This window comes from Thermoactinomyces sp. CICC 10523, assembly GCF_016055105.1.
GTDB lineage: Bacteria > Bacillota > Bacilli > Thermoactinomycetales > Thermoactinomycetaceae > Thermoactinomyces_A > Thermoactinomyces_A daqus.
This window is the reverse complement of sequence record NZ_JAECVX010000006.1, coordinates 115,492-136,742: the sequence shown is the minus strand read 5'-3', so window position 1 is coordinate 136,742 and position 21,251 is coordinate 115,492. Positions and strand designations below refer to the sequence as shown.

Annotated in this window: 18 protein-coding genes; 7 read left to right on the top strand and 11 right to left on the bottom strand. The window is 51.7% G+C overall.

Annotated elements, in window-relative coordinates; translation table 11 throughout:
- Window positions 1-76: 76 nt before the first annotated feature.
- From I8U19_RS09620 to I8U19_RS09575, 10 genes are all read right to left on the bottom strand, one after another.
- A complete protein-coding gene (locus tag I8U19_RS09620; protein WP_198055776.1) occupies window positions 77-1,312 on the bottom strand; it encodes a DegT/DnrJ/EryC1/StrS family aminotransferase in 1,236 nt (411 codons plus the stop codon).
- Window positions 1,313-1,342: 30 nt separating this feature from the next.
- Complete coding sequence (locus tag I8U19_RS09615) at window positions 1,343-3,064, bottom strand: polysaccharide deacetylase family protein (protein ID WP_198055775.1); 1,722 nt, start codon at window positions 3,062-3,064, stop codon at window positions 1,343-1,345.
- Window positions 3,065-3,450: 386 nt separating this feature from the next.
- Window positions 3,451-4,689: a GNAT family N-acetyltransferase gene (locus I8U19_RS09610; RefSeq protein ID WP_198055774.1), complete on the bottom strand. Its 1,239-nt coding sequence runs from the start codon at window positions 4,687-4,689 to the stop codon at window positions 3,451-3,453.
- 2 nt (window positions 4,690-4,691) lie between these two features.
- On the bottom strand, window positions 4,692-6,413 hold the full coding sequence (locus tag I8U19_RS09605) for a DUF4091 domain-containing protein (RefSeq protein WP_235281591.1): 1,722 nt from the start codon (window positions 6,411-6,413) through the stop codon (window positions 4,692-4,694).
- Between the two features lie 39 nt (window positions 6,414-6,452).
- Complete coding sequence (locus I8U19_RS09600; protein WP_198055773.1) at window positions 6,453-7,355, bottom strand: Gfo/Idh/MocA family protein; 903 nt, start codon at window positions 7,353-7,355, stop codon at window positions 6,453-6,455.
- The gene (locus tag I8U19_RS09595) at window positions 7,348-8,529 is read right to left on the bottom strand and encodes a Gfo/Idh/MocA family protein (protein WP_198055772.1); all 1,182 of its coding nucleotides are present in this window, start codon (window positions 8,527-8,529) and stop codon (window positions 7,348-7,350) included. Before I8U19_RS09595 ends, I8U19_RS09600 begins: the two co-directional genes overlap by 8 nt.
- 12 nt (window positions 8,530-8,541) lie before the next feature.
- Window positions 8,542-9,387 (bottom strand): carbohydrate ABC transporter permease, encoded by an 846-nt coding sequence (locus tag I8U19_RS09590; RefSeq protein WP_033099706.1) that lies wholly within the window; start codon window positions 9,385-9,387, stop codon window positions 8,542-8,544.
- A complete protein-coding gene (locus I8U19_RS09585) occupies window positions 9,387-10,301 on the bottom strand; it encodes a carbohydrate ABC transporter permease (RefSeq protein ID WP_198055771.1) in 915 nt (304 codons plus the stop codon). The genes I8U19_RS09590 and I8U19_RS09585 overlap by 1 nt, the downstream gene beginning before the upstream one ends.
- Before the next feature lie 69 nt (window positions 10,302-10,370).
- Window positions 10,371-11,657, bottom strand: a complete 1,287-nt coding sequence (locus I8U19_RS09580; protein ID WP_033099705.1) for an ABC transporter substrate-binding protein — start codon at window positions 11,655-11,657, stop codon at window positions 10,371-10,373.
- Window positions 11,658-11,677: 20 nt separating this feature from the next.
- Window positions 11,678-13,360 (bottom strand): hypothetical protein, encoded by a 1,683-nt coding sequence (locus tag I8U19_RS09575; RefSeq protein ID WP_033099704.1) that lies wholly within the window; start codon window positions 13,358-13,360, stop codon window positions 11,678-11,680.
- A gap of 681 nt (window positions 13,361-14,041) precedes the next feature.
- Here I8U19_RS09575 and I8U19_RS09570 point away from each other — a divergent pair.
- From I8U19_RS09570 to I8U19_RS09555, 4 genes are all read left to right on the top strand, one after another.
- Window positions 14,042-15,439: an extracellular solute-binding protein gene (locus tag I8U19_RS09570; RefSeq protein ID WP_033099703.1), complete on the top strand. Its 1,398-nt coding sequence runs from the start codon at window positions 14,042-14,044 to the stop codon at window positions 15,437-15,439.
- 112 nt (window positions 15,440-15,551) lie between these two features.
- Window positions 15,552-16,061 carry a hypothetical protein gene (locus I8U19_RS09565; protein WP_033099702.1) on the top strand — a complete coding sequence of 170 codons (510 nt, stop codon included), beginning with the start codon at window positions 15,552-15,554 and terminating at the stop codon, window positions 16,059-16,061.
- 323 nt (window positions 16,062-16,384) lie between these two features.
- Entirely contained in the window at window positions 16,385-16,804 is a 420-nt protein-coding gene (locus tag I8U19_RS09560; protein ID WP_033099701.1) for a MerR family transcriptional regulator, read from the top strand.
- Between the two features lies 1 nt (window position 16,805).
- Complete coding sequence (locus I8U19_RS09555; RefSeq protein ID WP_052153955.1) at window positions 16,806-17,972, top strand: MFS transporter; 1,167 nt, start codon at window positions 16,806-16,808, stop codon at window positions 17,970-17,972.
- Between the two features lie 274 nt (window positions 17,973-18,246).
- Here the strand turns inward: I8U19_RS09555 and I8U19_RS09550 are convergent, their stop codons facing one another.
- The gene (locus I8U19_RS09550; protein WP_370589227.1) at window positions 18,247-19,032 is read right to left on the bottom strand and encodes a 3-hydroxybutyrate dehydrogenase; all 786 of its coding nucleotides are present in this window, start codon (window positions 19,030-19,032) and stop codon (window positions 18,247-18,249) included.
- Between the two features lie 98 nt (window positions 19,033-19,130).
- Here I8U19_RS09550 and I8U19_RS09545 point away from each other — a divergent pair, with 98 nt between their 5' ends.
- The 3 genes from I8U19_RS09545 (at window position 19,131) to I8U19_RS09535 (ending at window position 21,206) form a co-directional block, all read left to right on the top strand.
- The gene (locus I8U19_RS09545; protein ID WP_198055770.1) at window positions 19,131-20,018 is read left to right on the top strand and encodes a LysR family transcriptional regulator; all 888 of its coding nucleotides are present in this window, start codon (window positions 19,131-19,133) and stop codon (window positions 20,016-20,018) included.
- Window positions 20,019-20,142: 124 nt separating this feature from the next.
- The gene (locus I8U19_RS09540; protein ID WP_033099699.1) at window positions 20,143-20,511 is read left to right on the top strand and encodes a CidA/LrgA family protein; all 369 of its coding nucleotides are present in this window, start codon (window positions 20,143-20,145) and stop codon (window positions 20,509-20,511) included.
- Window positions 20,511-21,206, top strand: coding sequence for an LrgB family protein (locus tag I8U19_RS09535; RefSeq protein ID WP_033099698.1), 696 nt, complete (start codon window positions 20,511-20,513; stop codon window positions 21,204-21,206). The genes I8U19_RS09540 and I8U19_RS09535 overlap by 1 nt, the downstream gene beginning before the upstream one ends.
- Window positions 21,207-21,251 lie beyond the last annotated feature (45 nt).

Below are 21,251 nucleotides of genomic sequence, written 5' to 3'. Positions count from 1 at the left end.
CTCATCCTCTTGATCGGCGCAGCCCCCTTGCATTCATTTCCCATGGCGCTACAATTCAGAATCATTCCGCTCCCCCTCAATGCGCGTACCAAGATGCCACTTTCCCAACCGCCTCAATCATCTCCTCGATATCCTGTTCGCTGAAAAACTCACTGATGCCAACGCGAATCGCCGTTTGCAAAATCTGCTCCGCCGTCGGACAGAGCCCCCTAGGGTAAGCAACATCGGACAGGTCAAACGGGAAATGACTGTTCAGGTAAGCCTGCCTCTTTTGAAATAGCGGCTGCAAATAAATCACTTCGGGAATATAGCCCGGCTGGTTGGGAATCCCTTCCGCTGCCAATGCCCGGGAAAACTCTTCGCGGCTGCAGGAGAGAGCTGACAGATCGAGGCGGAACATGTAAAACCAATAGCTGGACCAGCCGCCTTCGTAAACCCGGGGAGCCTGCACCCCCGGCAAACCGCGGATGCCTTTGCTGAGACGCTCCCCATATTGATGCCTTCTCTCACAAATCCAGGGAAGTTTCCTGAGTTGGGCGACACCGACCGCGCCTTGCAATTCGGTCATCCGGTAATTGGGGGCCAGATAGGACAGATCCCGCTGCACCTGTCCGGCGAAACGCTGATAATTCTTGTCGGCAAAAGCGTGAACGACGCGATACTCCTCCTCATCTCCCGAGTTGACCGTCACGATTCCCCCGTCTCCCGTTGAGATATGTTTGAAATCGTTCGTGCTGAAACATCCGTAATCCCCGATCGTGCCGACCAGCCGCCCTTTGTACCGGCTCAGATAGCTTTGTGCGCAGTCTTCAATCACCTTCAAATGGTGTTTGCGGGCAATTTCCATAATCGGATCCATATCGCAGGGATTGCCGGCCAGATGGACGACCAGAATCGCCTTGGTCCGTGAAGTGATGCGGGACTCGATTGATTGCGGGTCCATGTTGTACGTATGAGGATCGACATCGGCAAACACCGGAATCGCATTCTGATAAAGAATCCCGATTATCGTGCCCTGGTCGGTAATCGGGCTCGTGATCACCTCATCTCCCACGCTTACTCCGGCCGCTCCCAGCGCCACGTGGATGGCAGCCGTACCGGAAGAGGTGGCCACACTGTATTTCACGCCGTACAATTTATTAAAATCGCGCAAAAACTGCTTTACTTTTTTTCCGTGATGGTAAAACAGCGTATTTTGTTCCAGCGCCTCCATCAGCTCTTTCTCTTCTTCCACGCCAAAACGTTTGCCTGTGCCAAACGGCGATGTCTTCACTTTCGGTCCGCCGTGCAACGCCAACCTGCGTTTATTCATCGCGGATCTCTCCCATCTTTTTTCGTTGTCTCACCGGCTTTGATTTCTGCCCCCCGCTTTGACAGTCACCACTCTCCTGACGCAGGGTACCCCGAATTTCATTACCGCAGATCCGTCTGAACGGCGTAGATGAGAGCGGGGAAGAGGAACCCATATCACCAGATCGTCCAGGTCGGTGTCACTGGACAGGCAAACAGAACCGTCTGCGTTCATGCCCTCGATCCGGACTCTGCGGCGGGCCCGTTCCCAATCGTTGATCTGTTTGCCGGTCAAGAAGACGAATCCCCGTTGTTTTGCCTCGGCGACCACTTTGCGCAAGGCCTCGCGCACCAGCGGCTGCCGGTAAATATGAACCTGATGGAACAGAAAATGGGCCACCCCCTGCACACGTCGCACCTGCTCGAGAAACGGGACGATCAGGCTGCTGTCAGCCAAACGGAAATGATCGAGATCCTGTGTCAGGAAGCCGATTTCCAGCACGTCATAGATGCGGTTTCTCTCATCTGACCAGGCGATCGGAAAATAAGGATGGCATGTGCCAAACAAGAAACCGACGTTTCCTTTTTTGCTGGGCCCCCTCGTCTGATCGGACATAATGCCGCAGGCTTCGCACCAGCGAAACAATTCTCCCCAGCCTTCAAAACGGGTATAGTGATTCTTATTGGAAGTGACCGTCTCAAGACCCGTCTCCTCTTTCAACCAGCGGAGCTGACGCCGGAATTCCGCTTGATCCCACTTGCCACCGTCCTGCTCCAGCGCGTTGTAATGAAAGGCCAATTCATGATCGGCCGCCCGCACCTTTTGATAAATACGAGGGCTGTATCCCGGTTCGAGCATGCACCATGTGGATTTCACCCCACACTCCTCAAGCACGGAAAGGGTGACTTCGGCCGACTCATCCACATTCAGGTCACTGTCATGGGAAAGCATCGCCACATGCGAGATTCCGGCGGGCCAGTACCCGAGAAAAGGCAATGTCATCCCCCGGCCAGTCACTCTCCTCAACAAATGGCTGATCAGGACTTCTCTCCACCAATCGGCATACGGCCAAGCAAAATAAGGAGTTCCGGATTCCGTTCTCCGGCGGTCCAACTCCCAGTCCATTTCACTGCGGTCGTCCGCTTTCAGGATTCCGTCATCAACAGAACCGGTTCCGTCCGGGGCGGGAATTCCGTCTTCGATCACCGGCCCTCTCCCCTGCTGAAGCCCGACAACCGTCTCTCCGATCTCCACGGCCCAGCGATCGATCACACCTTTGCCCACCCGAAATTGGAGCAAAGCGGCCCCGCTTTCCTCTCCATGCGGCTCATCCCTGAAAACCCGGCCGATCCCGCGGCAAAAATGCTCATTTTTTTCCACAGCGATCCAGGGAGCAGCCTGCAAAAACCTCAGCGGCCTCATGGCCCCCCATTCCGCCGGCAACTGCACATAACCCGGGCCCAGCGTCCTTCCTTCGGAAAACCCAAGCCGTCCGGCAAGGCAGGAAAGCCTCCCGCAGGCTATCACCGTCCCTCCCCGTTCGGCAAAATTCCAGATCCCGGAAGCAGTTTCTGCATCTTTGCGTTCCAGGGCGACAATCAAAACATCGAGAGATTGTTCAGACAGCTGTTCCACCCCGTCCACCCATTTGAACGGGATCCCCGCATGAGCCAAAATTTCGCCGATATAGGCCTGAAAAACATTCAACCCGTATTCCCACCGGCGCACAGCCGCCTTCCGGTCCAGTAACACTCCTACACGCGCCATGTTCATCGCCAAATCCACCTTTTGCATGAAATTAACATCGGCAAGCCGAACCGGGCCCCTCTTCCCGTCCGAGGCTCCCGACAGTTGATCCGGTTCCTTTTCTCTCCTGATTTTGTTTGTCTTTCCGTGAGTTATATCATTCTGTAAATATCGATTTTATACAATAAATTAATACATGTATTATACTTGTATTATAAAATTAAGAAAATAAATTGTCAATTTATTCAGAATTATAAAGATTCCAAATCCACCTGTCGTGACAAATTCTGCAAAAGAGAGACTTCTAAAATTCGGTAAGTTTTCCCGGCTTCCGTGAAAAGCGGCATGAGCGGCCTGGGACTGAAACATCTCCTTCCGCGCCTGATCTCATGTACGCTCTTTTCCGCCGATTCCTACACATAGTTCAGTCCGCCGGCATAGGGAAACGGAACCGGGAACAATTTCTGCACGGCCGATCGAAAACCCGGCTTGCCCGTATCATGCGGTTCGGGGTCAAACAACAGCGACGCGAACGAGCGGATATCGAGAACATCATCCTGACCGTTGCAGCTGATCCTGATCCGGCCGTCCGGCTGCTGCCAAACCCGCAAACTTTCACCTGAGCGCCGGTCTTTCTCACACAAATAAGGCCGGAGCTGACTGATCAGCCTTTCCGGATTGATGATGCGGACGGTTCCCAAATTTTGCTCGGATTGATGCTGCGCGGGAGACAAGGCCTCAAGCAGCTCCGTTTCGTACCATGGAACCGGTACATCCAACCGGCCGATTTGTTCAGACCGGAACACATGAGCAAGCGTTCCTGCAATCAGACGGGGGTGACCCGCCCATTCGATGGCAAGCGCCGGCTGCTCCGGATTTGGTTGATCAGGAACGCCCACTGTGACAAAAGCGTCCGCCCGCCCTTCCCGCTCTGCGACCCACACCTTGTGATGTAGCTTAAGGCAATCGGCCATCGCCCGGGCCTGGATCAGGTTGGCTATATCCCAAAGGCTCTGCTCGTAACAAACTTCGCGCAGCCCGGCCAATCTTGCCAACGAAAACCAATCCGCCGGTTCCAGTTCCCTGAACCGGACATTTGCCATCTCCGGTTTCCTGGCGATGACAGCTGCGGAATCCGGGTCGATGGTAAAACGGGAAACCGCTCCGAAGCGAACACAATCCATTCGCCTGTACAACGGGCCATAGCCGGACACCAGCAACAGGGAAGCTCCCGCTTTGTCTACATGAGACAAAAGGCAATGCAAAACCGCACCGGCATAGCCTTTCCCGCGATATTCCGGGTGCGTGCAAACCGAACCGGCAGAATACACGGACAATCGCGCCGAACCGATCCGGACTACGGAAGGAACCAGCCCCACAAATGATACCAGTTTCCCCTCCGCAAACGCACCGAACGACTGCCGGAGGCTGGAAGAAAACACCTGGGGAAACGATTCAACCATCGACCTCCGGCCGGATTTGCGGAAGATCCGGTCGGAAAGTTGAACAGCCTCTTTCAGTTCATCCGTTTGGAGCAAACGAATATCCGGCATGGAAACACTCTGCTGCTCCTCCGCCTTTGGCAGCAGATTTTCACCTCTTTTCCGAAAAATTTGCAGGTCAGTATGCGGGATTTTTTTCCCGAGATTCAATGTCAGAGATCGCCGATCAGGCGGTCATAATCGGACGGCTCCAAACTGTACAGCTCCGTGTTTTTCTTTCGGGCTTCCGGGTGCAGCTCGCCGGCATCCCGAAAACGGAACACCCGGTTCAACAAATTTTCCACTTTTTCCGACTGTCCGGAGCGCTTCAAAAGCTGCATCAATTCATAATCCCGAATGCCTCTTTGCAGCCATTTGTAGCGAAGTGAAAGCAACGGTTTTCCGGCAGCACCGGGATAGACGAAGTTCATGTCGCCGGCTTTCCAGCCCGGAGCGCGATAGGAGAGTTTCTCCAGTGGACTTTCCGGCCAAACCGTGTAATTCCAGCGCAAAAAGCCGTCCAGCTGCAATTTCTCCACCAACCAGGGGATCACTCTGCTTTCCAGTGGCGGAGAGGAGAGAAAGGTGTTGGGAAAATCAGGGTAACAGCAAACGTAGAAAAGTATCTTTCCCGGAAGTTGCCGCTTCAGATCCAGCAGACGGGTGTATTCGGCAGCGACACAATTCAAGATCGGGACATAATCATGAATGGGTCCCGGATTTTTTTGAATAAACTCGGTGCGATGAATGGCCAACTTATAGCGAAAAGACGGAGCTGCTTCCTGCAACGCGGCCAATTGCTTCTGAAAGAGGGCAAAATCTTTTGGCTCGTCGGCCAGGACACGAACCCGTTCGATCCACCCCTTGTCGATCAAATGGTGATGCAGGGCCTGAACATATGCGTCAAAATCGGCCCGTTTGCGGATAAAGCGGAAGGTGCACGAGCTTTGGTCATAATAACGGATCCGCACTCCATCCGGGTGATCCGCCATCACCGACCCGTAGCCCGCCTCCTCGTCCTGCCAAATGCCCAGCAACCCGAACAGTTCGATCTCCGCGGCAATGCCGTGTTGTTCCGCCATTTGCACATAACGATCCAACGCGGAAAAATCATAAGAAAACCGACCATTGGTCTCCCGGGTGATCCGCACCATGCTGTACTCGAACAAATCGGCGGGTTCCCGATCCCGAAAACTGTATTGCCCCGACCATGGGATTTCCGAAACGACCGCCGTGACCGCCTTCTGTCCCAGCTGGGCCAGGCTGTGCAAATAACGATCCAAAATGGCAAAATGTTCGTCCGACCAAAGAGGCACCTGATACCTTCTGGCAATGTTTGCATTATGTTGCCACAGGTCAAGATAAAATTGGTATTCCTTCGGTTCAGGCAACATCCAATCTTTCACAGTGAGGGAAAAGGAACATTCACCGGCCGTCCTTTCATCTTCAAACAGAGTGTGGCTGTACAAACGGATCTTCCCATGATAAATTCCGGGCCGGGTATCCTCCGTCGCGTGGCACTCCACCCACACAGCCTGAATTTTTCGCCGCTCCACAAATAACGAACTTTTCTCCAGCAACACGTCAGATTTTAAACAGCGGTCATCATCTTCGACCAGGCCGATCAATTTAACTTCCAGTTGCAACGGGGCATCCAGTTCGACATCAAGCCGGATGACCGGCAGCGGTCCTCCTTTCCAAAACTGGGGATCTGTGCTGACGGTAAGAAGAAACGGCTCATCTGCGGCGACCAAAACCTGAAAAGCCGCGCTGTCCCTCCGGCAGCAGGCAAGATCCACGTGCCGGACGGCCGTATCCCGTTGCGCTTCCAGCCAATCATTATGCCCCCAACTGTATCGGTAGAACATCGAAGCCAGACCAAAATTCAACAACACTACACCGCCTCCCCTTTGCCGCCATGGATCAGGTGTCCGTTATAATGACACCTTTCTTCCTGTCTGCCGGCTTTCATTCACTGCCTCAATAAAGCGGATTATCTGCCACGTCTCCTCCGGGTCGACAGGCGGCTTCCCCGTCACAAACATCTCCATGATCCGCTCAAGCAGACTGGCATAATAAGGTTTTGCGCCGGAGTTCACATCGACGTACTGCGTTCCCGTCTGACGGTGAAGCAAGGCGCCAAATCCGTTGTTTCCCTTGCGGTTGCCGCGAACGGTGCCGATGCGGCCGTCCTTCCAGAGTCCCACCGCCATCTCTTGCCCGTCATTGCTGATCGCGGTGACATCGAGGCAACCTTTTCCCAGGATGGCAAACAGCATCTCAACCGGATGAATGCCGTACCAGAAGAGTCCCGGCTGTGTCGGTTCCAGCGGCATCGGCCCATAGCAATCCGCTCCGAAAACGGCTTCTTGCCCGCCGTCAGCGAGCGCAGTCGTCAACGCTTCCGCGTAGCGCAGGGCAGAACAGCTCATCAGTGGGACGCGATGTTCTGCGGCCAGTTCAAGCATGGCACGGGCATCAGCAGAATTGAGGGCCAAAGGCTTATCAATGAAAACCGGTTTCCCGAATGGCACGATTTTTTTGAACTGCTGCAAGTGCACCCGCCCATCGACAGACTCCAGCAAAATGGCATCGCACTGCTCGGCTGTGGCTTCCGGTGTGGCGGTGATGCGAACGCCAAACTGATCGCGAAGTTGACGTGTGTAACCCCCGACGCGCGAAAAACTGAGTTCAAAATCGGGCGAACCGCCCGGAAAAGCTGCGACCACCCGGCCTCCCGGCACATGATGCGGATGATCCGGATCATTCAGCAATTGGGTGAAGGCCGTAACATGTGAAGTATCGAGGCCGATGATGCCGATTTTGATTTCAGGCATGACCTTTCCCCTCCCCGGAATCGTGCGCGCGAACTCCCCCTGGCCAGAGAATCGGCTGAAACGTATTGGTCCGCGCAGACTCCCGTGCTTTCAGGCACATCCATGCGCTGAGCAAACCCGCATCCAGCGGGGCGCTCGACTTCGCCTTTCCCTTCATCACCTCGATGAAATTGCGGGCCAGTACCGCATCGCCGCCAAAATGACCTGCCTCTTCGGTCAATTCATAAGTTTCAACCCGCGGTGAATGGTGCATGTAAACCTTAATCGCATTGGCATAAAAATCAAACTCCAGCGTCCCTTTATAGCCAAGCAGACGGGCACCCCGGCTGGCAGCCTTTCGCCGGGCATAGAAATTTTGCGTATAGACTGCGTGCATCCCCGTCTCATACCGGATCAGCGCGCTTCCGGAATCCTCGTTTCCCGTATCGACGGCAAAACAGCAGTATTCGCCTGCCGGCGTTTCGTGCGGCAACTTGCGGATATGGACCGTACTGTCCGGGCAAATCTCCCGTTCATCGCATTCGGCACATTTCAAACCGGCCGGTTTGTTCCCCTTGAAAACCTGTTTGGACGTCATGGCGCAAACCATCGTCGGCTGCAACCCCAGCAGATAGTTGATATAATCAAAATCGTGGGTGGCCTTCTGCAAAAAGAGCCCGCCCGTTTCCTGCTCGTCACGATACCAGTGGTGATAATAGACACCGCCGTACGGGACATTGTTCACCGCCTGCACATGTTCGACCGTACCGATTTTTCCCGAATCGACAATCTCCTTCACCAACTTGAGCAAAGGCGCTGCCCGCAGCGGAAAAGAGACGACCACTTCGGTTGCCGAAGACTCAAACCCCTGCTTGAGCCGGAGCAAATCCTGCTCATTGGTGGCCACCGGCTTCTCCAGAAACAAGGGAATTCCCTTCGGCAAAACGCGCAAGGCCATCTCCGCATGACGGGAACAGCGGGTCCCGATCAGGATTCCGTCCAGCTCCGCCTCCTCTGCCATCGCTTCCGGGCTGTCAAAAAAAGCAATGCCTTCCGCCCGGTCTCCCATCTGCTGTTTGATTTCACCGTTGCGAATATCGTTGATGGCCACAACGCGGCAGCGTGGATCGATTTTGCCGATTTCGGCCAAGATGTTTTGAATTCTCCTTCCGTACCCGATCACTCCCAACCGCAAGCTGATTCCCTCCTATTGTTTGATCGCACCCTGCATTCCGGAAACGAAATAGCGCTGCATAAGCAGATAGAAGACGATAATCGGAACCAGGGAAATCACCGTTCCAGCAGCCATCGCCCGCACATCATCGCCAAAGGTGCCGGAGAGGTAAGCGAGTCCCAACGCCAGCGGATACAAATGATCATTCTTCAGAACGATCAACGGCCAGATGAACGAGTTCCAAACAGAAATAAAGGAGAAGACGCTCAATGCCGCCAGCGTCGGTTTGGTCAGGGGCAACATGATGCTCCACCACAGGCGCAACGGTCCGCAGCCGTCCAAAATGGCCGCTTCCTCCAGCTCTTTCGGAATGGTGAGATAGGCTTGCCGCATGAGAAAAACGGAAAATCCCCCGACCAGTCCCGGAATGATCAACCCCCACCACGAATCAATCAGTCCCAATTTTTGCACAATGATAAACAACGGCACCAATTTTCCCTCTTCCGGAAAAAACATGGTCCCGATGATTGCGTAAAATATCAGGTTCCGGCCCGGGAATGTCATCCTCGCCAGCGGATAGGCCGTCAGAGAGGTCAGAAACAGATGGGCGGGCACCATGATCACAATCAGGATGAAGGTGTTCAGCAAATATCTCGGGAACGGAATGACCGTCAACGCTTCCACAAACTGATCCCAAACCGGCGGCTTCGGAATCAGGTCGGGCGGAAAGGTGAAGACATCCTGGCCATTCGATTTGAACGCGGTTGAAAGAAGCCACAAAAAAGGCCCGATAAAAATAACCGCGATGACGGTCAGCAGAAGATACATCAACGTCATTTTCACGGCACGCAGCCAACCGCGCCTGCGTTTCACACTCATCAGACCTGCCCCCCTCTTGACAGTTTGAAATTGATAAATGTCAAAATCATCAAAATCACCCAGAGCACCATGCCCATTGCGGTCGCATAGCCCATATCCAGTTCGACAAACGCTTTTTGATAAATGTAGAGCGGAAGCGACAGGGTGCTGTCAAGCGGCCCGCCACCGGTCATGATGTAAATACTGGTAAACATCTGCACACTGCCCAATGTGGCCAGCACCAGAGTGACGGCGATGGTGGGCCTCAGCTGGGGCAAATACACATGCCACAAAACGCGCAACCGGTTGGCGCCGTCGATCCTCGCGGCCTCAACCAGTTCCTGAGCGATCGACTGCAACCCGGCAAGGTAAATCACCATGTAAAACCCCATCGATTTCCAACCTTCAAGCAAAGCGACGGCAGGCAGGGACGTGCGGGGGTTTAACAGCCAGTTGACCGCTTCTTTTTGCAGGCCGAGCTCCTGAAGAATGGCATTTAACAACCCCGCCGGGTGGTATAAATATTTCCAGACGATCGCCACGGCCACCATCGAGGTGATCACCGGCAAATAATAAATCACCCGAAACAGTTGAATCCCCCGCAATTTCTGGTTGACGAGAATCGCCAGGAACAAGGGAAGCGTAATCAGCATGGGAACGATGATGAGAAAATAGGTCATTGAATTTTTGGCTGCGGTCCAAAACCGCGGGTCGTGCAGCAGCGTCCGGTAATTTTCCAAGCCCACCCATTCAGCGGGGGAGATCACGTGAAATTCGGTGAAGGAATAGTAAAAAGCACTGAAAATGGGCAAATAGTCAAAAGTGAAAAACAAAGCGAGTGCCGGCAACAAAAACAGGTAAGGAAGCAGAGGGATTTTCTTTCTCTTTTTTTTCGAGCCCGAATATTCAGGAGGCGGAACAGTTTCAACGGCCACTTTATATCCCCCTTTCATGGAATCAGGCAGCAGATCGACCTATTCTGCTGCCTGTTCTCTGTTGCAAGGTTATTGCTTGGCCAGGGCTTCATTCCAGTGTCTGACTGCGGCGTCCAGCGCATCTTTCACTGATTTCTTTCCGAGCATGGCCGCCCGGATTTGTTCCAGGTAAAATTCGCGCAATTCTTCCCCTTTGGGAACACCCGAATAGGACAGTGTCATGTTCGGGGCGTATTGAACCATCATTTTGCGGGCCTGGTCCTGGATGGTTTTCACCTCAAAATCAGTGAAAAAGGGATCCTGCAGCGTCGCTTTGGTTGACGGAAAGATCGGCACCATCTTGCAAAACTCCAATTGCTTCTTCGCACTGGTCATAAACAGGGCAAAGTCGGCCGCTTCTTTGGGATGCTCTGATTTTTTGGGAATGACGAAGAGCTGGATATCTTTTACTGCCACCTTGCCTGTTTTGGTCACTGGCGGAACCACTTTCAGTTTGGGAATGACGCCGGGCGCGTTTTTCTCATAATTGTTCAACTGGAAAGACCCCGCCAAACCAACTTGTGCCGTCAGCTGATTGTCAATGGTTTGTTGCAACTGGCGATCATCCTTTACAATCGCTCCCGGGGCAATGGCTCCGTCTTTGTACGCACGGACAAATTTTTCCACAAAGGCCACGTGCTCCGGGGAATTGAACACCGCCCTTTTCCCGTCAGGGCTTAAAATCGGCAGCCCTTCGGTGACCATTGCCTCAAACACGGGCAAGTCGTTCGATCCGTAGACATTCGGCAGTTTTTGGTGAATCTGTTTGCCGTATGCAAACAGTTCATCCCAGGTTTTCGCCGGTTTGTCCGGATCGAGTCCTGCTTTTTTATACAGTTCGGTATTGATCAAGCCGATCGGCGGGCCCGCATGGTACCAGGGAATAGCCATTACCTTTCCGTCTCGGTTGGTCACGCTTTTGACCAGACCGTCAATGTACGGAGTCAATTTCTCTTTCCCCACCAAATCGGAAATTGGTTCCAATGCGTTATAACCTTGCAACATGGACATCCCGTCTGTTGTCTCATTGACCACATCGGGGGCTTTCCCGCTTGACAACGCCGTAAACAATTTTTCCGTCACATCCGCACCGGGAACATCCACCCATTTGATTTTGACTCCGGGGTGAGCTTTTTCGTATTCCTGAATGGAGCTTTCAATATAGCCGGAGAAATTTTTCTTCAGATTGATCGTCCAGAATTCCAGCTCAACCGTCCCCGACTTGCCGGCAGGTGCGGCAGAGTTTGAACACCCTGCAACCGTTCCCAGGCATAACAACAAAATCAGCATCCAAGCGGCCACCTTGCCTGTTCTCATCTTCATCCCTCCTGATCCGCTCATTCCAATTTCAATCGGTAAAGCTGCTTCAGCCGTTCGATCTTGTCGATCCAGCTTTCCGCTGTTTTCCTTGGAATCTGTCTGCCGGCCAGAGCATGTATCTCATTGGACAAAGCGTGGAGCATCAGGATCGCCGTTTGGTTATACTCGGCAAAATAGGCATCAATCGCCTTGTCTGCCTGGACGAGCAGGCTCTGCCTGATCCCGATGTTGAGATTGGAACGGGCGACTTCATCATACAAAGCGCTGGAAACGTAAGCCGCTTCCACAGCCTCAAACGCCTTCTGCCGACGGTTCGGGTCGTAAATGAGGATTTCGCCGATCATCCCGTGATAATTGCTGGAAATGTCCCAGCCGCCTTTCCATTCAAAATCCCCGTTCTCCAGCGTGAACCCATTCGGCTCAAAACGGTCGAACCCGACGTTGTCCCAGTAATTGGTTACACCGTTTTTCTCATAAAGACGAATCGTCAGCTTGGCCCATTTCTTGCCTTTGAGATAAGGAGTGAGATCGAGCTTCACGTTGTCCCACTGACCGTTGACCGGGTTTTGCGCCACATCCTGCTCCCAGACCACCTGGTCATCCACCAGCACTTGTCTGAAATGATAGCCGGCCAGCTTCGGGCCTTCCGCCATCGTCCGAAACGACAGCTCATACTTGCCGGAACCGTCCGGATGGATGATTTGCGAAGCAGAGACGCTGTTTCCCGCGCTCGTGCGAACCGCTGCGGGCACGAAAAAACTCATGTACCCGTCACCGTTGAAAGCTTTGTGGTCAGCCAGTTCCTGAACAAACTCCTTCTCCAGTTCGTACGTGATCACTCCCGCCAGCTTGCCCGTCCGCAGATTTTTCGCCGCCGTCTGCACCGTTTCGCGGACATATTTTACCGACGGATTGGACGGGGTGCTGGTCAGATAAGAAGTATAGACCATCCAGATCAGCGGCATATGATAAGGTTTCAACACGTTGTACGCCGCGTCGATTTGTTCCTGCTCCGTCGACCAGATGGAGGTGTTGCGGTACGGATCATCCCGGTAAGCGATGATCACCCCGTCAATGTAATCCCCCCGCGTTTGCATAAAATCCTCCGTCAGGGCCGGGAAATACATCACCGGCATAAACGACGGCATAAACCAAAGGTTGGGATTGATGATTTTGGAGGCTTCCCGCATTTGCGCCATATATTCAGGAGTGAAAGTGTCCAGGTTTTGGTTAAAATCATCGATGCTCCACCCGATGAGATTGGGGTACTTCAGGGAAAGTTCGGCAATCGCCCTTGCCCATGCCACATAGTCGGTGGTATAGGGATACGATTTCCGGCTGCCTGTCGACTCCGAAGGGGGAACCAGGTACAAAACAACGTTGATGCCGGCATCTTTGGCAGCTGGCAAAAACTCATCTTTGAAGTCGTCCCAATCGGTCGGTTGATACCAAAGAAGGTAGTAATACGTATTCACATTTAATACTTTCAGTTTTTCAATCATCGCCGGAGTATCCACGTGCCGGATCCCATCGGCCCGGGGCTGGGCTTCCCGTATAAACCCGGAATAATCAGCCAATTTAAAAGGCTGATTGCTGCTGGCCGGCGGGGTTTTCGCTGCTGCTTTCAAGGGCGGACGAATGTTCACCACCATCCCGAGAATGACAGCCATTATAAACAGCCAATAAAGTCCTTTCCTCATTCTGCTCTCCCCTGTCCGTAAATTTTATCTTGCAACCTGGTAACGACAGAAGATCAGAACAAACATGAGAGGAATCCCCCCGAAGCAACAAACAGTGTTTCCATGGCAACAACATCGCCGGCCCCGGAGACTGAAAGGATGAAGCGCCAGCCTTTGCATGGGTCAAGACAGAGTCGGAAACCACGACTCTTCCGCCTTGGTTCAGCGAGATTAGCTCTGTGAAACAACGACGTATTGCGTCTTTCAAACAACCGGCACCGTACTGGAAACAGGGCGGATTTGGGCAGGAATATCACATCATGAAAGGGCTTGCAAAGTTCATAACACAGTATTTTCTTCCTGATCAGTAAAACTTGTATGCTACTTGTATCTATATATAATTCAAAATATCACGAATTTTTATGTTAGTCAAGATAATTGTCTTGATCAATCTGTCCCCTCCCAATGAATCAATCCCGGCAAGATCCGCTTACTGTCCTGAACTCCCTCCGTTTCATGCCCCGTCGAAATTACTCCGGAAAAAGAAGAAGCGTCATCATACAAGAGAATCGATTTCCGCAGAGAATGATAAATTTTCAAAACCTTGTTTGCATTTCAGGTGCAGGAATGATACAACTATGATAGCAGTATCATAGCTGTATTATTTCTTTTACCCAGACTTTTTCAGAAAGAAGAATTGGCATGCGCAGAGAAAAAGAATTTCGTTACCTGAAACTCGCAAACATTTTGCGGGAACAAATTTTGTCCGGATACATCAAACCCGGTGAATTTCTGCTCTCCGAAAATGAATTGTGCAAATTTTATGGATTAAGCCGTACTTCGGTACGGAAATCGCTCGATGAACTGCTGAAAGAAGGACTGATTGTCAAAAAACCCGGCCAGGGAACCATGGTCTCCCCTGATCTGGAAATTACGGAAAAACAGCGGAGAATTCTTCGTATTTTGGCTCCTTCCCCCTCTTTTTTTGTCGATAACGGGTTGCCGGTCATTATCGAACGTTTTTTGCAGGAACATCCTCATGTTGATGTGAAAGTGCTCAGCCTGCCTTCCTTTTATTTCTGGGAATCGTTGCGGACAAGCAGGGAAATGGGGCTTGACCCCGACCTCGTTTTCGTTTCCGACCGGCAGTTCGCCGAGATGGACAATCTAGATTCCTTCGCTGATCTGGAGCCTCTCCTGGCCAATCGAATACCGGCCATGTATCCCAAAGTGATTCAGGCGTTTCGCCGTCAAAAAGAGATCAAAGCCGCCCCGGTCACCTTTTCGACCGTCTATTTGGCATACAACCCGGAATTGTTCAGACGCTACGGAGTACCCGAACCGGCATCCGCCTGGACACAATCCGAATTTGTAAATGCGGCAAAAAAAATGACACGGGACACCAATGGTGACGGAATTATCGATTTATACGGAATTTCCCTCTCTTCCTCGTTCAGCCGCTGGCCGGTGTTCGCCCTGCAAAAAGGAATCAGCCCGACAAACCCGGCGGAGCATCCAGAGCGTCTGGTCGAAACCTTCGACTTTCTGCACGACTTGTTGTATCGCGACCGGGTGGCGACCATTCATCAGACGGAAACACACCATCCCAACTCAGATGCGTTTGTGCGCGGAAAAACGGCGATGGTTTTGACCACCACCCTGGAGATGGCCGGCTGGCGCAGCGAACAAATGGATTTTGAACCGCAAGTGGCTCCTTTGCCTTTCGGTGACAATCAGGCGACTCTGCTTTTGGCCAACATGTTGATCGTCCCCACCGCCTGCAAATCGGCTGACCTGGCAAAAGAGTTCATCTCGACTGCACTCCGGTCCGATGTACAGGAGAAGATGAGCCGCACTGCCCATTTTCTGTCCGTGTTGAAACATGTAAACGAACAGGTCTGGGACCGTCCGTTTCTGGAATCGATCAATATCACCAACCGTCAGGTGGAAAACAGCTACTTCCTGCATGAACTCTTTCCGGATGCCGGTGTGATGGAAGAGCTGGAAACGGAGATGAAACTGTTTTGGGCCGGGCTGGAGTCGGCCGCTTCGTTTGCACAGACGCTGCAGCGGATGATCCGGGTAAAAAGTAAGTCTTAGGTCTGAGATTGAATCCTACTTTGGCAGGTTCCAGCAGGGTTCCCGTTCCTTTATGATGGATTGCAGAACCTTGTTACGGGAATCAGAAGTACAAAAAACGGAGGATTCAATCATGGCTTATCGACTTAATCTGCGGAAAAAGAACTTACTGGTCACGATCCATGTCCTTTCCGTCATAGCCTGGTTCGGCGGGGCGATCTGCATGCTTTTGCTGGGACTGTACATGCAGAAGGCGGAAGACGGAGAACAGCTTTATTATACGCTGGCCAACATGCATCTCATCGATGCCACACTGATTCGCTATCCGGCTCTGGTGGCCTTCATCTCCGGCATTCTGCTGTCAGTCTGGACGCAATGGGGCCTGTTCAAACACTATTGGGTTGTGATCAAGTTTGCCTTGACCCTTTTTATCATTCTGATCGGCATCTTTTTTTTGAATAATTGGCTCTCTTTTCTCCTGGAACATGCAGCCCTCTTCGGTCTGGGCTCCTTTCATCATCATCAATTTCAAACGACAAGTTTGTCGCTGATCAATGTTTCCCTGTTCAATATTCTGGCGATGGCCCTCATGACCTTGATCACGTATTTTAAGCCTTTAGGCAAGATCAGAAAACGGTCATGACCCAAAAAACCGGCCCGGAGATGAAAGTGTCGGGATACTCGGGAGAGACGGTGTCCCTTTGACCGGCCAATTCACAATAAGCGAAAGGGCTCGGTGACAACCGCCAACTTTGCCAAAAGCATTATTTTGACCGCGATCATGCGGTCTTTTTCATTGCTGCAGTCGGACACCTGATAATTTTCGACAACAAAAATATTAGAAAATCGAAGTAATCGCGGGTTAATTATGCTGATACTATAAATACAGTCTATTTTTGAGAAATAGTTTACTTTGACGTGAACGTTAAAAATCGATATAGTATGAGAATGTTGAGGGGGCTGGACATGAATTGGTACAAAATTGACGATGTCGCAAAAATCACCGGTTTGACCAAACGCACCTTGCGCTATTATGAGGAAATAGGGTTAATCCCCCCACCCGAACGGAGCGATGGCAAGATCCGCCTGTATACGGATGAAGATATCGAACAAATCCGCAGAGTACTCATCGCCAAAGAGGTTTTGGGTTTTTCTTTGCAGGAGTTGCAGCAGTTTCTCCATCTGAAGAAAATGATTGAACAAAATCATACGGAGTATGGCAGCTTTGGCCCCGAGGAACTGCTGGAGATCAAAAAACATTTGTCCGGGCAAATCCACATGCTCCACGCCAAAATCGAGCGCATGCAAAAGTTCACTCAGGAACTCACTGAGTTGCAGCAAAAAATCAAAGTCCAATTAAATCAATTTGCAAAGGAAGATGAGTGATATGGAGTTATCGGAGCAAAAACGAAAGCGGGCGAGAAACATCACCGTGTTCGGCACGTTTCTCGCCTTTATGGGAATTGGCGTCGTCGACCCGCTGTTGCCGGTGATTGCCGACCAGATTGGAGCAAGTCACTGGCAGGTCGAAATGCTTTTCACCGCATATATTTTTACAATGGCTTTCATTATGATTCCTGCCGGGCTTTTGACCGGAAAACTGGGCGACAAAAAAATGATGATCATCGGGTTGGCCATTGTGACCGTCTTCTCTTTGGGTTGCGCCCTTTCCGGCACCATCACGCAATTATCCATTTTTCGTGCCGGCTGGGGATTGGGGAACTCTTTCTTTTTCGCCACAGCCATGACTTTGCTCATCGCATTGTCCAGCGACGTAAGCAAAGCAGTCGGATTATATGAAGCCGCAATCGGACTTGGCATGGCCGGCGGTCCCCTGGTCGGGGGAATTCTCGGTGGTTTCGGCTGGCGGTTTCCCTTTTTTGCCACCAGTATCCTGATCTTTTTAGCCTTTTTGCTCGTCTCTTTTTTCGTTTATGAACCGTCGAACATGGAACGCCGCGGAAAAGCCGGCTTAAAAGAGCTGGCCCACCTGCTTTCCTTCCGTCCGTTTTTGCAAGCCGGCATCTCAGCCATGCTCTATTACTACGGTTTCTTTGTCGTTTTGGCCTATTCCCCGCTGGTGCTGAACCTTTCTGCGATCCAGTTGGGACTGGTCTTCTTCGGATGGGGGCTGTGCTTGGCTTATGGATCTGCCGTACTGGCTCACAAATTGGAAGCAAAATACTCTTACAAGTTTCTTCTCCGTTACAGCTTAATCGCGTTTGCAGTCTTCTTGCTTTTGCTCTTTTTCATCAAAAATATCTGGGTTGAAATCATTCTCGTCATTCTCTCCGGTTTGGCTTCGGGACTGAACAACGCGTTATTCACCAGTTATGCCATGGAAGTTTCTCCTTATGAACGGGGTGTGACTTCCGGGGTGTACAACTTCGTGCGCTGGCTCGGTGCAGGCGTCGCTCCGGTCTTGTCCGGTGTACTTCACGCCATCAGCCCGACATTCCCCTTCGGAGTCGCGTTCATTCTCGCCGTGATCGCGTTCGTCATCATTCTGCTTCCGAGCCCCGGCCGGCAAAGCAGCACCGCGCAGCAACAATAATCATAGATGGTAAAAAGCCGGTTCCATGGGTTTGGAGCCGGCTTTTTCTGCAAGTGTATACTCTTCCTTTCCTCGTTTCCCCGACACCCCTGTCTGATAAACCACATATAAATCGAACAAAACGGATCACTCCTGCCACAAAGGAGGCAACGTAATGCTCATGCTCCTGTTTCAATTTGTCACCATTCTGCTCTCCGTGTTTTGGGGAAACATTTTTAATTTTTTCTGATCTGTTTGATCATCCTCTTTTACGGCATGCACTTTGTTCCCGCCCTTATTGGGCCGTATAGCCTCCGTCGATGACGACTGCTTGTCCAGTTACTCCTTTGGCCCGCTCGCCGGCTAAAAAGAGCGCGTAATCGGCAATTTCCTCCGGGTCAAGCAAGCGCTGCTGCGGAACAAGCGGAAACAGCACTTCTGCCATTACCTTGTCCAACGGAACGTTTCTTGTCTTGGCCAGATCCTTAAGCTGATTTTGTACCAGCGGCGTATCGACATAACCCGGGCATAGTGCATTTACCGTGATCCCATGCGTGGCCCCCTCCAACGCAGCCACTTTGGTAAGGCCGATCACGCCGTGTTTGGCGCTGTTGTATGCCGCTTTTCCGGCAAACCCCACCAGGCCGTTAATCGAGGCCATGTTGATGATGCGGCCGAATTTCTGCTCCTTCATGATGGGAAACACTTTTTTCGTGGCGATAAACGGCCCGATTAACATGATCCGGATCAATTGTTCAAACTTATCCGTCGGGAAATCTTCCAGATTGGAAACAAATTGAATGCCGGCGTTATTGACCAGGATATCCAGACGGCCAAAACGGCTGACAGCGCGCGAGATCATCGTTTCCACCTGGCTTTCATCCGTCACATCGCAGGGAACCGCCACTGCTGTAAAGCCTTGTGCCGCGAGATTGTCCGCCGCCTTTTCCGCGGCTTTTTCATTAATGTCGGCAATCACCACTTTCGCTCCGGCCCCGGCAAATTTCCGGGCAATCGCCCAACCAATTCCACTGCCTGCCCCCGTTACAATTGCTGTTTTCTGATCCAATTCTTTTCGCAAAATTCATCCGCTCCTCACCAAAACCTTTTGCAATCCGTTTTCCATCGGTAAAATAGGTTCAATAAGACATGAACGATAACAACCAGGAGGATCGATCGTTGGACATACGCCAATTAAAATATTTTCTCGCTGTAGCCAAGCACAAAAGTTTTACCAAGGCCTCCCAGGCACTGCACCTGTCACAACCCTCCATCAGCAAGATGATCAAAAGTTTGGAAGATGAGTTGGGAGTCACCCTGATCGATCGTTCGACCAAACAGATCGAACTGACCGACGCCGGGGAAATCGTTCGCAAACAGGCGCAGCAAATCATCCACTCCATTGATGATCTGGCCCAATCGCTCTACGATTTGATGCACCTGAACAAAGGGCACGTCACCCTCGGACTTCCGCCGATTGCCGGAACCATCTTCTTCGCTCCGATCATCGAGAAGCTGCACCGGCACTATCCCGGCATCCAGCTGGAGTTGATGGAGTTTGGTTCGAAAAAGGTGGCACAGGGGATTGAAAGCGGAATCCTCGATGTGGGCATCGCCATGCTTCCGGTTGATTCCTGTAAATTCGATGTGATTCCTTTCGTCTCCGAGGAAATGAGGCTGATTACTCACCGCCGGCATCTTCTTGCCGGCAAGTCCGTCGTCTCTTTGTCCGAGCTCAAAGACGAATCCTTTATTTTTCTCAGCGAAGAATTCGCCCTGTACGAGCGGATCTGGCACGAATGCACCAAAGCCGGTTTCAAGCCAAAAATCACCTACAAGAGTTCGCAATGGGACTTCATCGCCGAACTGGTTGCCACCGGCCTGGGAATCGCGATTTTCCCGCAATCGCTGTGTGCCAAATTACCAACGGAACGGCTCCGCATCATCCCCATAAATCCGGCCATCCCGTGGAACCTGGGGATCATCGTCAAAAAACACCGCTATATCTCCTATGCGGCGCAAACCCTAATCAACCTGATCAAAAATCATCGTTTCAATCATAACTAAAAGGCATAGTTATAATAAAAGATGTATTCTTTACGAATAGATTTATTCTCGTTACCTTATAAGTATGATCTTTCCACAGGAGCTGACTCAGCTCCTTTTCTTATGCATCAGAAAGGTGAAGATTATGAGAATATGGATTGTCTTAGGCCAGATCTTGCTGATCAATCTCGTTTATCTGTGCGGGGAAGGCATTGCGCATTTGCTCAGACTGGAAAAACTGCCCGGCAGCATAATCGGTTTGGCTCTTCTGTTTCTCCTGCTCAAACTTCGCATCATTCGCCTGGAATGGGTCGAAGAAGGCGCAAAATGGCTGTTGGCCGAACTGCTGCTCTTTTTCATTCCTCCCACGGTCGGCATTATCCAGTTTCCGCAGATCATGGGTGTGGAAGGGCTCAGGATGGCCGGCGCGGTCTGGATCAGTTTAATCGCGGTCATGTGCATTACCGGCCTAGTCGCCGAATTTTTGCAAAAGCGGAAGAAGGGAAAAGCCTGATGAATGAAATTTTGCTGAAGATATTTTTACTCGTCCTCACCATCTCGATTTTCGTGGCAAGCCAAAAAATCAGCTCCAAGCTCACATTCGTCCTGTTTTCACCGGTGATTGTCACACCGCTCATCCTGATCATCATCCTGGAGACTTTCCATATTTCCTACTCCACCTACGCTTCGGGAACCTGGATCTTGACCTACATGCTCGGCCCCTCCACGGTCGCTTTCGCCGTTCCCATGTATAAATACCAGGATCTGCTCAGGAAATATTTAAAAGAGATTTTGATCAGCTTGAGCATTGGCTCATTTTTGGCTGTCATCACCTCAATCTTGTTCGCCATCCTGTTCCAGCTGAGCAAAGTGATGGTGATCAGTATCATCCCCCGTTCAGTAACGACACCGATCGCAATGGAATACGCCAAATCCTTGCACGGCAATCCTTCCCTGACTGCCGTCTTTGTCATGATCACCGGCTTGTCCGGGGTGGTTCTGGGACCGCTGCTAATTCGTCTGCTCTCCTTAAAATCCCCGATTGCCAAGGGGTTGTTGATGGGAATGGGCGCACACGGCACCGGCACCTCCAAAGCATTTGAATTCGGAGAGCTGGAAGGAACTTTCTCCAGTTTGGGCATGATCATAGGGGCCTTCATCACCCTGGTGTGGGTGTTGTTATTGCCGAGTCTGACCCCGCTGCTCTGATACCCGGGAAAACAGGGGCCAAACCTCCGTTTTCCCTTTTTTATC